The organism is Bradyrhizobium sp. WSM2254 (assembly GCF_000472645.1).
In the GTDB taxonomy this organism is placed as follows: Bacteria; Pseudomonadota; Alphaproteobacteria; order Rhizobiales; family Xanthobacteraceae; genus Bradyrhizobium; species Bradyrhizobium niftali.
Genome location: NZ_KI421445.1, coordinates 48,202 through 61,744, shown reverse-complemented (window position 1 = coordinate 61,744; position 13,543 = coordinate 48,202). Strand labels below are relative to the sequence as shown.

Sequence of the window (13,543 nt, the reverse complement as noted above, 5' to 3'; positions counted from 1 at the left end):
GCAACTGGCAACGCTAGATTACCGCCCGGACCCGCAGTCCTGGTATTCGGCCCCCTGCAGCGGTCGGCATCTCACTTGCCGAATTGGAATGAGCCAGTCAATGCGCCTCGGACAACGCGACCCTGCGGGCGGAAACAGACGAGGACGTCGGAGGCGATGCTAGACAACGCCAGATCCCACGGTCTTTGGGAGTTGACCGCGCCACCGGCCCCCGAAACGAGCGGACTGAAGGGATCGATCAGGGTCGACACTGCCATCGTCGGCGGCGGGTATACCGGTCTGTCGGCCGCGCTGCACCTTGCTGAAGCGGGCGCCAACGTCGCACTGCTCGAGGCGGTGGAGATCGGCTTTGGCGGGGCCGGCCGGAACGTCGGTCTGGTCAATGCCGGCATGTGGGTGATGCCGGACGTCCTTGGCGATGTGCTCGGTGGCGATTACGGTGAGCGTCTTCTCGAATTGCTGGGCGATGCCCCGAAATTGGTGTTCGATCTGATCGAGCGCCACCGCATCGAATGCGAGGTGGAGCGTGCCGGCACGCTCCATTGCGCCGTCGGACCCAAAGGGTTGCAGGAACTGGAGCAGCGTGCGGCGCAGTGGAGCCGTCGCGGTGCGCCGGTCGAGTTGCTGAACGCCGCCGACACCGCCGCGAAAATTGGCTCGTCGGCCTATGCAGGATCGTTGTGGGATCGGCGCGCAGGCACGATCCAGCCGCTGGCGTATGCGCGGGGCCTTGCCCGCAGCGCCGTGAATGCCGGCGCGAAGATATTCACCCGCAGCGCGGTTACCTCGGCCGAGCGGGTTGACGGAAAGTGGAAGCTGCACGCTGCGGGCGGCCACGTCATCGCCGATCGCGTCATCGTGGCAACGGACGCCTATGCGACAGGGCCCTGGTCCGAAGTCAGAACGGAGCAGATCCATCTGCCCTATTTCAACTTCGCCACCCAGCCGTTGTCCGACAACGTTCGCGCATCCATTCTTCCCGAACGGCAAGGCGCCTGGGACACCAATGAGGTGCTGAGTTCGTTTCGCTTCGATCGCGCCGGCCGCCTCGTGTTCGGAAGTTGCGGCGCGCTCCGAGGGACGGGTGCTGCGGTTCATCGATCCTGGGCACGACGGGCGCTCAAGAAGCTTTTCCCGCAAATCGGGGACGTCAGGTTCGAAGCGGAGTGGTACGGCCTGATCGGCATGACCGACGATCACCTGCCGCGCTTCCACAAGCTCGCCGAAAACGTGTTCGGCTTCAGCGGCTACAACGGGCGCGGCATTGCGCCCGGTACGACGTTCGGGCGTTTGCTCGCCCTCTACGCGCTCGGACAACTCGACGAGAAGGACCTGCCGCTTCCGGCATCGACGCCGATCAAGCCCAATTTCCGGAGCGCGAGGACGGCGCTGTACGAGGTCGGGGCGCAGTTCGTCCATATGATCGAGGCGCGGATGTAGACCCGAAATTCAGAAGCACAACAAAATGATCCTATAGGAAATAAGTTGACGATAGGAAACTTTTGATCAAGGATGGACCCGCGGTCTGGTCCAAACCCGTCTCTCCAAGCTGCGATCCAGACGTCAGCAGGGCAAAGGCATGACGGACGGCGCCGTTTACGCTCTGGAGACTCGCGGTCTGAGCCGCGAGTTCGGCGGCTTCTTCGCCGTCAACGGTGTCAACTTCCGCCTTGCCCGCAACAGCATGCACGCCGTGATCGGCCCCAACGGGGCCGGCAAGACCACCCTGTTCAACCTTCTGACGAAATTCCTTCCGCCTTCAGCCGGCACGATCCTGCACGATGGCCAGGACGTCACCCGCCTCAGCATGCCGGCGATGGCCAAGCGCAGCGTGGTGCGCTCCTTCCAGATCTCCGCAGTCTTCGCCGGATTGACTGTGCGCGAGAATATCGAGCTCGCGCTGCTGCGCGAGCATGGTCTCGCCTGGAATCTGCTCGGCCGGATTGCGCATCATCGTCGCGTGCTGGAGCGCGCCGACACGTTGCTCGAGCGCTTCGGCCTGACCGACTATGCCGGGACGATGGCGGGCAGTCTTTCCTATGGCCGCAAGCGCGTGCTTGAACTTGCGACGACGCTCGCGCTGGAGCCCAGCGTGCTGCTGCTCGACGAGCCTATGGCAGGGCTCGGTCATGAAGATATCGGGCGGGTGACGCAATTGATCCGAGAGGCCGGCAAGGGCCGTACGGTCTTGCTGGTCGAGCACAACATGAATGTGGTCGCCGAGCTTGCCGACACCATCACCGTGATGGTGCGCGGCGAAGTGCTGGCGCAGGGAAGCTATGCCGAAGTGTCCTCGCGCGCCGACGTGATGGCTGCGTATACGGGGCAGGCACATGAGTGAGAGCCTCGCGGTCTGCGATCTCCAGGCCTGGTACGGCGAGTCCAAAGTCCTGCACGGGATGGATTTCGGTGTCCGCGCCGGGGAAGTGGTGACGCTGCTCGGCCGCAATGGTGCCGGAAAAACCACGACATTGAAGGCGATCATGGGGCTGCTGGACAAGCGCTCGGGCTCGATCACACTCGATGGCCACGAACTCATCGGTGCCGCACCTTACGACATCGCGCGCAAGGGCATCGCCTTCTGTCCGGAGGAACGCGGCATCTTCGCGAGCCTGAGCGTGCGCGAAAACCTGCTGCTGCCGCCGAAGGTCGCCGCCGGCGGCATGACGGTCGCGCAGATCTTCACGCTGTTTCCCAATCTGAAGGAGCGTCTCGACAGCCAGGGCACCAAGCTGTCCGGCGGCGAGCAGCAGATGCTGGCGCTCGGGCGCATTCTGCACACGGGTGCGCGCATTCTGCTGCTCGACGAGCCGACCGAGGGGCTCGCTCCCGTGATCATCAGCCAGATCGGCCGGACGATCACCGAACTGAAGGCGCTCGGCTTCACCATCCTGTTGGTCGAGCAGAATGTCGGCTTCGCCGCCGGCCTAGCCGACCGACACTACATCATGGAGCTCGGCCGTGTCGTCGAGGAAATTCCGGGCGCGGCGTTCGAGGGCCGACTGGGCGCGCTCAAGAGCTATCTCGGACTTTAAAGGGCATCATGACCACGATCCTCGGCGTCCCTTCTGCAGTCCTCTATGGCCAGCTCCTGCTCGGGCTGATCAACGGAGCGTTTTACGCCATGCTGAGCCTCGGGCTGGCGGTGATCTTCGGAATGATGAACATCGTGAACTTCGCACATGGTGCGCAGTACATGATCGGCGCGATGGGCGGGTGGCTTCTGCTCAATTACCTCGGCGTCGGCTATTGGTGGGCGCTGATCCTGGCGCCGCTCATCGTCGGTGCGATCAGCATCGTGATCGAGGTGTTGCTGCTGCGGCGCCTTTACAAGCTCGACCATCTCTACGGCATGCTCCTCACTTTCGGTCTCGCGCTGATGGTGCAGGGCGCCTTCAGCAACTGGTTCGGATCCTCCGGCCAGCCCTATACGATTCCACAGGCGCTGACGGGCGGCCGCAATCTCGGCTTCATGTTTCTGCCGAACTACCGGGCCTGGGTGATCGTAACCTCTGTCGTGATCTGCCTCGGCACCTGGTACGTCATCGAGCGCACCAAGCTTGGCGCCTACCTGCGTGCCGCGACTGAAAACCCGATGCTGGTACAGGCGTTCGGAATCCGCGTCCCGCGCATGATCACGCTGACCTACGGCGCCGGAGTCGGGCTCGCCGCGCTGGCGGGCGTGCTGGCCGCGCCGGTTTACCAGGTCAGTCCGCTGATGGGCGCAGATCTCTTGATCGTCGTCTTTGCGGTGGTGGTGATCGGCGGCATGGGCTCGATCATGGGCGCGATCGTGACCGGCTTTCTCGTCGGCATCATCGAGGGCCTGACGAAGGCGTTCTATCCCGAAGCCTCGACGACGGTCGTCTTTGTCGTGATGGCGGTGGTGCTGCTGATCCGTCCAGCGGGATTGTTCGGCTCGAAGCTCGAGGCGGCGCAGGGCCAACCGCAGTCCGGCCTGTCGGCGACCGCGCCGTCGATGCGTACGCAGACGCTGATCTTCCTGGCACTCGCCTGCTGCCTCGCGGCCGCGCCACTCGTCGTCTATCCCGGCTTCATGATGAAGGCGATGATTTTCGCGCTGTTCGCCTGCGCCTTCAACCTGGTTGCCGGATACGGGCGGCTCGTCTCCTTCGGCCACTCGATGTTCCTGGGCTCGGCCGGCTACGTCTGCGGCCATGCCGCCAAGATCTGGGGGCTATCTCCCGAGCTTGCGATCCTGGCCGGGACTGCAACAGCGGCCATGCTCGGCCTCGTCACCGGCTGGCTCGCTATTCGTCGCAGCGGCATCTACTTCGCGATGGTGACGCTTGCGTTCGCGCAGATGGTCTATTTCGTGGCGCTCCAGGCGCGCTTTACCGGCGGCGAAGACGGGTTGCAGGCCGTTCCTCGTGGCATGCTGTTCGGCCTCATCGACCTTTCGAAGCCGGCAAATCTCTATGGCTTCGTGCTGGTGATATTCCTCGGCGGCTTTTTCCTGATCATGCGGTTGGTGGGGTCGCCGTTCGGGCGCGTGTTGAAGGCGATCAGCGATCATGACGTGCGTGCCCAGTCGCTCGGCTTTGAAACCAATCGCTACAAGCTCGTCGCCTTTGTGCTCTCGGCGGCTCTGGCGGGGCTTGCGGGTTCGACCAAGGTGATCGTCAGCCAGCTCGCCAGCCTCACTGACGTGCACTGGTCGATGTCGGGCGAAGTGCTGCTGATGACGTTTCTTGGCGGCGTCGGCACCCTCTATGGCCCGCTGGTCGGCGCCTTCATCGTCGTCGCGATGCAGAACTATCTGGCGGCATTCGGGCAATGGGTCACCGTCATTCACGGCCTGATCTTCGTGCTCTGCGTGCTCGCCTTCCGGCGCGGCATCGTCGGCGAATTGATCGAGCTCTGGCATCGCCTGCGCCGGACACCGCCGGCTGCGTCCGCCGCGCTCCGCGAGGTGGTGGTCGCGCCGCAGGAGTGAGCAGAGACATTTCGAACAGCTTCGCCGTCCGGCGGAGCAGGACAGGACCGGGCCAAACCCGCTCGAGAGAGTGGATCTGACAACAGGGAATAGATGATGCAACAGACGCCTTCCAAATCCTTGCGCGGGATCGCGGCCGCGCTCTTCCTGGGTTCGTTCGCCGTCGGCGGTCAGGCCACGGCCCAGGTCAGCGACGACGTGGTCAAGATCGGTGTACTGACCGACATGTCCGGCCAGTACTCCGACCTGAATGGGCCGGGCTCGCTCCTGGCGGCGCAGATGGCGGCAGCAGACTTTGGCGGCAAGGTTCTCGGCAAGCCCATCGAGATCATCGGCGCCGATCATCAGCAGAAGGCCGACATCGGCGTCGGCATAGCCCGGCGCTGGATCGAGAACGAGAAGGTCGACGCGATCTCGGACGTCACCAACAGCGCGATTGCGCTCGCGGTGCAGCAGTTGACGCGCGAGACCGACCGCGTCGCGCTGTTCTCGTCGCCGGGCACGACGGATCTGACCGGCAAACAGTGCTCACCGACCGGCTTTCAGTGGGTCTACGACAACTATTCCAACGCGGTCGGACCGATGAAGGCCCTGATCGACAAGGGCAACGACACCTTCTTCATCATCACCGCCGACTTCGCCTTCGGACATTCGCTCGAGAAGATCGCAAGCGAGGCGATCAAGGCGAATGGCGGCAAGGTTCTGGGCACCATCCGCCATCCCTTCGGCGCGAACGATCTCTCGGCGTTCCTGCTGCCGGCGCAGGCGTCGAAAGCCAAGGTCATTGTTCTCGCCACCGCCGGCAAGGACATGACGACGGCGATCAAGCAGGCCAATGAGTTCGGTATCATCGCGGGCGGCCAGTCCATCTCCGCGCCGGTCGTGTTCATCACCGACGTCCACGCGATCGGCTTGTCGACCGCGCAGGGGATTTCGTTCATCGAGGGCTTCTATTGGGACCAGAACGACGAGACACGGGCTTTCGCCAAGCGCTTCTTCGAGGTGCGCAAGGCCATGCCGACTGCGCCGCAGGCCGGCGTCTATTCCTCGATCCGGCACTATCTCAAGGCGATCCAGGCCGCCGGCACCGATGAAGCCAAGGCCGTGGCTGCCAAGATGCGCGAGCTGCCTGTGGACGACTTCTTCGCCAAGGGCGGCAAGGTGCGCGAGGACGGCCGCATGGTCCACGACATGCTGCTGGTCCAGGTCAAGAAACCTTCCGAATCGAAGCAGCCATGGGACTATTATAATGTCGTGGCGACGGTCCCTGGGGAGCAGGCCTTTCAATCTCTTGCCCAGAGTGAATGCCCGCTCGTAAAGAAGTGAGGCAAGTCCCGGCGGTTTCGCGCCGCCGGGCGTCACTTACGCAATAAAAGGGAGAGAGCCGCGATGAAGAAGACTGCGACGCGACCGTCGCTGAGGGAGACCGCGGCCGCCGAGATCGTGCCAGCGCGTTTCTCGGCGGACGTCGCGCCGGCCGAGACAAGCGACGATCTCGGTCAGAGGCTGAAGCGCGTACGGATCGACAAGGGTTGGACCTTAAAAGAGGTGAGCGAGCGCACGGGGGTCGCCCGCTCGACCCTGTCGAAGATCGAGAACGGCCAGATGTCGCCGACCTATGACGTGCTCCAGAAGATCACGCGCGGGGTCGAGCTCGACATCGTCGAGCTGTTCGACCAGCGTCGCCAGAGCGCGCCCTTTGGCCGCCGCAGCGTCACCCGTAGCGGCGAGGGCAAGCCGCATCCAACCGATACTTATGACTACGAAGTGCTGGCGACCGACCTTTCGCAGAAACACATCCTGCCGTTCAAGGCGCGGATCAGGGCGCGCAGCCTGGACGAGTTCCCTGGCTGGGTGCGTCACGAGGGCGAGGAGTTCTTGTGCGTTCTGTCCGGTACCGTCCGGGTGTTCACGGAATTCTATGCTCCCGTCACGCTCGAGGTAGGCGACAGCACCTATTTCGACAGCAAGATGGGCCATGCCATCGTGTCGTTGAGCAAGGAGGATGCCGAAGTCATCTGGATTTGCACCGGCATCAGCGCACTTTCATGATTGGGACGGGATGATACCGATGCTGCGCAGTTACTCCGCTGCCGACGTCCATGCCGCGCTTGCCTTTCCCAAGCTGATCGAAGCATTGCGCGAGGCCTTCAGGCGCGACGGCGAGCCGATGCCGTTGCGGCAGGCCTACGAGGTCGGCGTCGACGGCGCGCCCGCCAGTCTCCTGACGATGCCGGCCTGGGTTCGCGGCGTGGCGCTCGGCGTCAAGCTCGTCACGGTGTTTCCGCAGAACGCCGAGCGCGGTCTCGGAGCGGTGTCGTCGCTCTATTTCCTGCTCGATGGCCAGACCGGCCAGCCGCGCGCCATGATCGACGGCGAAGCCCTGACCAACCGGCGCACTGCGGCCGCCTCGGCGCTGGCATCCGACTATCTGTCGCGCACCGACAGCCGCACACTGCTTGTCGTCGGAACCGGCCATCTCGCACCTCACCTCGTCGCAGCCCACTGCGCCGTACGTCCGATCGAGAAGGTGCTGGTCTGGGGACGCAATCCTCAGCGCGCGCTGGCCCTGGCCGATACGCTTGTCCAGCGGGGCGTCAACGCAGCCAGTGCGGCCGACCTTGCCGAGGCCTTGCCGCAGGCTGACATCGTCACCTGCGCCACGACGTCGACCGAGCCTTTGGTTAGAGGGGCACTGCTGCGGCCGGGAACCCACGTCGACCTTGTCGGTGCTTTCACACCGCAGATGCGCGAAAGCGACGATGATGCCGTTTTGCGCAGCCGCGTCTTCATCGACACCTATGCCGGAGCACTGGCCGAGGCGGGAGACCTGCTGCAACCCATCGCCGCCGGAAGTTGGAGCGCCGACAGGATTTGCGGCGATCTCCATGAACTGACTAATGGCACGAAGTCGGGTCGCCTTGACCGCAACGAGATCACCCTGTTCAAATCGGTCGGCGCGGCGATCGAAGATCTCACGGCCGCGAGTCTGCTGGCCAATCCGAGTTCCCTCGTGCGGTCTCCCGAGCGAGGGCGCCCGACAACGAAGGCCTGACGATGTCCAAGCAGGAAAAGCCTGGCTTCTGCACGTTGTGCCGCTCCCGCTGCGGCACGCTCAATGTGGTCGAGAATGACAGGCTTGTCGCTGTGCAGCCGAATCCGGCTCATCCAACCGGCAAGGCGTTGTGCCCAAAGGGCAGGGCCGCTCCGGAGATCGCGCACTCGGCCAGGCGCCTGAAGACGCCATTGCGACGCACCGCGCCGAAGGGCGCCCCCGATCCGGGCTTCGTGCCGATATCTTGGGACGAGGCACTGAGCGAGATCGCCGAGCGGCTCGGGCGCTACCGGGAAGAGACCGGGCCGGAATCGGTCGCGTTCGCGGTGACCTCCGGCTCTTCTTCCTCGACATCAGACAGCCTGGACTGGATCCAGCGCTTCGTCCGCGGCTTCGGCAGTCCGAACAACTGTTTCTCCACCGAGATCTGCAACTGGCACAAGGACCACGCCCACGCCTTCACCTTCGGCTGTGGCTTGCCGACGGCGGACTATCGCAATTCCGAACTCATCCTGCTCTGGGGCCACAACCCCGCCAATGTCTGGCTGGCCCAGGCGGAGGCGATCAGCGCCGCGCGGGCGCGCGGCGCCAAGCTTGCGGTGATCGATCCGCGCCGGACCGGCTCGGCGCGCGACGCCGATCTGTGGCTGCGGATTCGCCCCGGCACCGATGCCGCGCTGGCGCTTGGCCTGGCGCGCTGGCTGATCGTCAACCGCGCCTATGACGCCGAGTTCGTACGACGCTGGACCAATGCCGCCTTCCTGGTCCGCAACAGCGACGGCTGCTTTTTGCGCGCCGGCGATATCGGGCTCGAGGGCGACGGCTTCCTGGTCTGGGACGAGGCCGCGGGTCGCGCGGCGCTCGCCGCGGACGGATTAGCTGTGGCTGCGCTGGAAGGAAACTTCGACGTGATCGGTCCCGAGGGTCCTATCGCCTGCCGCACCGGTTTCGACCACTATGTCGCGGCGGCCGAGCCTTACGATCCCGCGACGGTCGAGCGTATCACCGGCATTCCGGCGGCGCAGGTCGAGCAATTCGCGGCCACGATCTCGGCTGCGGCATCGGTTTGCTATCACGGCTGGACCGGGCTCGGACAGCATACAAATGCCTCACAGACCGAACGCGCCGTCGCAACGCTCTATGCACTGACCGGCTGCTTCGATGCGCCGGGCGGCAATGTCCGGATGCCCAGCCTTCCGGTGCCCTCGTTGCATTCCATCGCGATGATCCCGCTGGAGACGAGAGCGCGCACCCTCGGCCTCTCGGAGCGCCCGCTCGGCCCGCCTACCGACGGCTGGATCACCTCCAGCGATTTCTATGACGCGGCCCTGACCAGCAAGCCTTACCGCGTGCGCGCGCTGTTCGCGTTCGGCTCCAATCTTCTCGTGTCGCATCCGGCGCCAGAGCGTGGACGGGAGGCGCTGAAGGCGCTCGACTTCCAGGTCCATTGCGATCTGTTCCTGAACCCGACCGCCGAGGTGGCCGACATCGTGCTGCCGGTCTCGAGCCCCTGGGAGCACGAGGCGCTACGCCTGGGCTTCGAGATTTCGCCCGAGGCGCAGGAACTGGTGCAGCTGCGCCCGCAGATGATTCCGCGGCAGGGCGAGGCCCGTTCGGATATGTGGATCGTGTTCCAGCTCGCCAAACGGCTCGACATGGGGGAACTGTTCTTCGACGGCGATGTCGAGAAAGGCTTTGAGCATCTGCTCGCGCCGCTCGGCCTCGACCTCGAAGCGCTACGGGCCAGGCCGGAGGGCATTCGCGTGCCGCTCAAGCATCTCCACCGCAAATATGAGACGACCGGCTTCGCCACCCAGACCGGCAAGGCCGAGCTGTATTCGGAACTGCTGCATCGCCATGGCTACCCTGCGGTACCGCGCTTCATCGAGCCGGCCGAGCGTCGTGACGAGGCGTTTCCGCTGACGCTGTTCTCCGCCAATAGCGGCTATTTCTGCCATAGCCAGCATCGGGGCATCAATGCGTTGCGTCGCAAGCGCGCGGAGCCGACGGCCGAGATTCATCCTGAACTCGCCCGCCGCAGGCGTATCCAGGAAGGTGACTGGATGCGCGTCAGCAGCCGCATGGGCGCGATCCGGATGCGGGCCATCTTTAACGATGCGCTCGCGCAGGATGTGGTGGCGAGCGATTATGGCTGGTGGCAGCCGGCGCCGGATCTTGGCCTTCCGGGCTATCTTCCGGATGCGACACAGCCTGTCGGTGCGAGTTTCAACGCCATCATCGCTGAAGATGGCCGCGATCCCCTGAGCGGGGCACTGGCGCTGCGCTCTTTTGCCTGCGATGTCGCACCTGAGGAGAGTACGTCCTGGCAGGGCTGGCGGTCATTCGCCGTCGCGGAGCGTCGCGAGGAATGTTCCGATGTGGTCGGGCTGACATTGCGGCCCGTCGACGGTGGCTCGCTTCCCGCTTTCCGGCCGGGCCAGTATGTCAGCGTCCGGATGGGCGATGCGATCCGATCCTATTCGCTCACCGGAGCCGCGGCCGCGTCACCCGAGGCCTACGACATCGGCGTCAGGCACATCGAGGGCGGGCGGGTCTCGACGGCGATCAGGCATGGGCTCGCGCCCGGTGACGTTGTCGAACTACAGTCACCGAAAGGTGGCTTCGTCCTGCCGCTGCGCAACGAATTTCCGGTCGTTCTGATCGCCGGCGGCATCGGCATCACACCATTCCTGTCCTATCTCGAAACGCTGGAGGGAACTAGCGACGAACCGCGTGTGACGCTGCACTATGGCTGCCGGGATAACGAGAGCCGCCCGTTCCAACATCGGCTCGAGGCGCTGCGGCAGAGGCTTCCGAATCTGACTCTCGTCACTTATTTGAGCCAGCCGCGATGCGGCGACCGCTTTGACCGGCAGGGCCGGTTCACCGTGTCGGATATCGATCCGGAACTGTTGCACAAGCGTGCGCGCTTCTACATGTGCGCATCCGATGCGATGATGGAAGAGGTGAGCGCGGGTCTCCAGGCGTGTGGCGTGCCTGCATTCGAGATCTTCAGGGAACGTTTCCGTTCGCCCGCGCCATCCGCGCTCGACCGCCTCGTGCCGCGCCGGATTCATTTCGTCCGCTCTGGCCGAACACTGACGTGGTTGCCGCAGGTGCCGCTGATTAGCATCCTTGCGACTGCAGAAGACGCCGGGCTTACGCTTCCGAGTGGTTGCCGTGTCGGACAATGCGAAAGCTGTGCCGTGCCGATAAAGACCGGCGAGGTTCGTCATTTCGTCGATTGCGCGGATCTGGATGGGGGGCATTGCCTGACATGCCAGGCCGTCCCACTTTCCGATCTTGTCATCGACGCATAACGGGCAGGCCCCCAAGCGATTTCAAAATCGGAGGCGCCGGGTTTCGAGGCCAAAGCTGACGTTACGCGCACGTTCACCAATCCCCGGACACGAGGCCGACAACTTGGCCAGTCCCGCTCGGCGAATTCAACCGCGAGGTGAGGGAGATCATCTGCGCCATAGCTCGCGGCTCGTGCATCGCAAGCGTGATCACCCATCCAGATCTGATGCGCGCGGACATGCGACTGTTCCGGCGCGAGGTGTGACTTGCCCGATAGCTGCAGAAAAACGCACATGGACTCGCAGTGCGTGGACCACATCATTGTCTCGGGCGAGATGCATCTGAAATCCTACGCGGACTATTACAATTGCGTCAGAACGCATCGATCCTGGAGCAGGGATGAGCCGGTTTCTCGCCCGGTTCAGCGAACCGGTGTGATCAGTTCACGCGCCATCCTGGGCGGACTTCACCACCACCACGGCCGGGTTTGAGGTTTCGGTCCACACAGCAGTCGCCGCAATGTTTTCCTACGGGCTACCCCGCTCGTCAGCTTCTGGCGCGCGGTCAGATAACGGCGTCTCGGAAGAGCCTGCTTGCAATGTTTAGTATCTCGTGGTTCACTAAACAAATCGAGCCTGGCTGAATCCCTAAGAATCCGGGCAGGCGCGAGGAAACGTCCGTTTAGTCGTTCAGCCCGTGAAGGACTGTATCGCTCTGCTCGAAGCATTCGAGCGGGTTGGAGAGTCGCGCCATGTCGATGGCCGGCCCCACTGTGAGGGAAAGCGTTATGAAACAGACAGTGAAGGCGCTTCTTACTACTTGCGGAGTTCTCGCATCCGCGCTCGGTGTCGGAGTGGGGACTACTCCTGCGCATGCGCAGGCCAAGACCATCACGCTGTGCTGGGCCGCGTGGGACCCCGCCAACGCCCTGGTCGAATTGTCGAAGGACTTCACCGCCAAGACCGGCGTCGGCATGAAGTTCGAATTCGTGCCCTGGACCAACTATGCCGACCGCTTCCTGAACGAGCTCAATTCGCATGGCTCGCTGTGCGATCTCATCATCGGGGATTCGCAATGGATCGGGGGCGCCGCCGAGAACGGTCAGTACGTCAAGCTCAACGATTTCTTCAAGAAAGAAGGAATCAGTATGGACGACTACATGCCCGCGACGGTGGTCGGCTATTCCGAGTGGCCGAAGAACAGCCCGAACTATTGGGCGCTGCCTGCCATGGGCGACGCGGTGGGCTGGACCTATCGCAAGGACTGGTTTGCACGGCCGGAGATCCAGGCGGATTTCAAGGCCAAATACGGCCGCGATCTCGCCGTGCCGAAGACGCTCGATGAACTGCGCGACATCGCAAAATTCTTCCAGGGCCGCGAGATTGACGGCAAGAAGGTCTATGGCGCTTCGATCTATACCGAGCGGGGCTCGGAAGGCATCACCATGGGCGTGTCGAACTACCTCTATGATTACGGCTTCCAATATCAGGATCCGAAGAAGCCGTATTCAATGGACGGGTTCGTCAATTCGCCCGGCGCCGTGAAGGGGCTCGAGGCCTACAAGGAGCTCTACAAGTGCTGTACGCCCCCCGGCGCATCCAACTCCTACATGTCCGAAGGCCTTGATGCGTTCAAGTCGGGGCAAGTCGCGCTGCAGATGAACTTCTTCGCCTTCTTCCCGGGCCTCTACAAGGATCCGAACGTCGGTGGGGACAAGATCGGCTTCTTCAGCAATCCCGCCGGCCCCGCGACCCAGGCGACGCAGCTCGGCGGGCAGGGCATCTCGGTCGTTTCTTATTCCAAGAACCAGGCCGAGGCGCTGCAATATATCAAATGGTTCTCCGGTGGAGATGTGCAGAAGAAGTGGTGGGCGCTGGGCGGCTATTCCTGCGCCAAGTCAGTGTTGAACGATCCGGGCTTCCCGAACAGCGCGCCGTTTGCCGGCGAGTTCTTGAAGTCGATGGGAATGGTCGTCGACTTCTGGGCCGAGCCTTCCTATGCGCAACTCCTGCAAGCCGAACAGAAGCGCGTGCATGACTACGTGGTGGCGGACAAGGGCACCGCGCAGGAAGCGCTCGATGGCCTGGTAAAGGACTGGAAGGCGATCTTCAAAGAAGAAGGCAAGAAGTTCTAGGGCAAACGCCTGGAGCGCACGCCGAGCGCGCTCCAGGCTCTCTTCGGTAGAACCCGCAGGCGTCGCATAGACGACAATCGCGACGCCAGGATTGACC

General features: G+C 63.6%; 9 protein-coding genes and 1 pseudogene. All 10 read left to right on the top strand.

All coding sequences use genetic code 11. The features are described 5' to 3' along the window. Positions 1-156: 156 nt before the first annotated feature. The 10 genes and pseudogenes from A3M7_RS0139255 (at position 157) to A3M7_RS0139215 (ending at position 13,446) form a co-directional block, all read left to right on the top strand. A complete protein-coding gene (locus tag A3M7_RS0139255; protein ID WP_027548780.1) occupies positions 157-1,440 on the top strand; it encodes an FAD-binding oxidoreductase in 1,284 nt (427 codons plus the stop codon). Positions 1,441-1,579: 139 nt separating this feature from the next. Then, entirely contained in the window at positions 1,580-2,341 is a 762-nt protein-coding gene (locus tag A3M7_RS0139250; protein WP_027548779.1) for an ABC transporter ATP-binding protein, read from the top strand. Continuing rightward, complete coding sequence (locus A3M7_RS0139245; protein WP_049823973.1) at positions 2,334-3,035, top strand: ABC transporter ATP-binding protein; 702 nt, start codon at positions 2,334-2,336, stop codon at positions 3,033-3,035. Before A3M7_RS0139250 ends, A3M7_RS0139245 begins: the two co-directional genes overlap by 8 nt. Before the next feature lie 8 nt (positions 3,036-3,043). After that, a pseudogene (locus A3M7_RS51460) lies at positions 3,044-3,919 on the top strand (branched-chain amino acid ABC transporter permease); the annotation flags it as partial. Positions 3,920-3,979: 60 nt separating this feature from the next. After that, positions 3,980-4,957 carry a branched-chain amino acid ABC transporter permease gene (locus tag A3M7_RS51455; protein ID WP_371090255.1) on the top strand — a complete coding sequence of 326 codons (978 nt, stop codon included), beginning with the start codon at positions 3,980-3,982 and terminating at the stop codon, positions 4,955-4,957. Between the two features lie 96 nt (positions 4,958-5,053). Then, the gene (locus A3M7_RS0139235) at positions 5,054-6,283 is read left to right on the top strand and encodes an ABC transporter substrate-binding protein (RefSeq protein ID WP_027548776.1); all 1,230 of its coding nucleotides are present in this window, start codon (positions 5,054-5,056) and stop codon (positions 6,281-6,283) included. Between the two features lie 63 nt (positions 6,284-6,346). Then, positions 6,347-7,009 (top strand): helix-turn-helix domain-containing protein, encoded by a 663-nt coding sequence (locus tag A3M7_RS0139230; protein WP_027548775.1) that lies wholly within the window; start codon positions 6,347-6,349, stop codon positions 7,007-7,009. Positions 7,010-7,028: 19 nt separating this feature from the next. Further along, the gene (locus tag A3M7_RS45665; RefSeq protein WP_049823972.1) at positions 7,029-8,012 is read left to right on the top strand and encodes an ornithine cyclodeaminase family protein; all 984 of its coding nucleotides are present in this window, start codon (positions 7,029-7,031) and stop codon (positions 8,010-8,012) included. Positions 8,013-8,014: 2 nt separating this feature from the next. Then, positions 8,015-11,332: a molybdopterin-dependent oxidoreductase gene (locus A3M7_RS0139220; protein ID WP_027548774.1), complete on the top strand. Its 3,318-nt coding sequence runs from the start codon at positions 8,015-8,017 to the stop codon at positions 11,330-11,332. A 767-nt stretch (positions 11,333-12,099) separates the two neighbouring features. Then, positions 12,100-13,446, top strand: coding sequence for an ABC transporter substrate-binding protein (locus tag A3M7_RS0139215; RefSeq protein WP_049823971.1), 1,347 nt, complete (start codon positions 12,100-12,102; stop codon positions 13,444-13,446). Positions 13,447-13,543 lie beyond the last annotated feature (97 nt).

Bases quoted from the DNA above. Each gene is read 5' to 3' on its own strand.
- A3M7_RS0139255 (WP_027548780.1), top strand. From the start codon at position 157: ATGCTAGACAACGCCAGATCCCACGGTCTTTGGGAGTTGACCGCGCCA.
- A3M7_RS0139250 (WP_027548779.1), top strand. From the start codon at position 1,580: ATGACGGACGGCGCCGTTTACGCTCTGGAGACTCGCGGTCTGAGCCGC.
- A3M7_RS0139245 (WP_049823973.1), top strand. From the start codon at position 2,334: ATGAGTGAGAGCCTCGCGGTCTGCGATCTCCAGGCCTGGTACGGCGAG.
- A3M7_RS51455 (WP_371090255.1), top strand. From the start codon at position 3,980: ATGCGTACGCAGACGCTGATCTTCCTGGCACTCGCCTGCTGCCTCGCG.
- A3M7_RS0139235 (WP_027548776.1), top strand. From the start codon at position 5,054: ATGCAACAGACGCCTTCCAAATCCTTGCGCGGGATCGCGGCCGCGCTC.
- A3M7_RS0139230 (WP_027548775.1), top strand. From the start codon at position 6,347: ATGAAGAAGACTGCGACGCGACCGTCGCTGAGGGAGACCGCGGCCGCC.
- A3M7_RS45665 (WP_049823972.1), top strand. From the start codon at position 7,029: ATGCTGCGCAGTTACTCCGCTGCCGACGTCCATGCCGCGCTTGCCTTT.
- A3M7_RS0139220 (WP_027548774.1), top strand. From the start codon at position 8,015: ATGTCCAAGCAGGAAAAGCCTGGCTTCTGCACGTTGTGCCGCTCCCGC.
- A3M7_RS0139215 (WP_049823971.1), top strand. From the start codon at position 12,100: ATGAAACAGACAGTGAAGGCGCTTCTTACTACTTGCGGAGTTCTCGCA.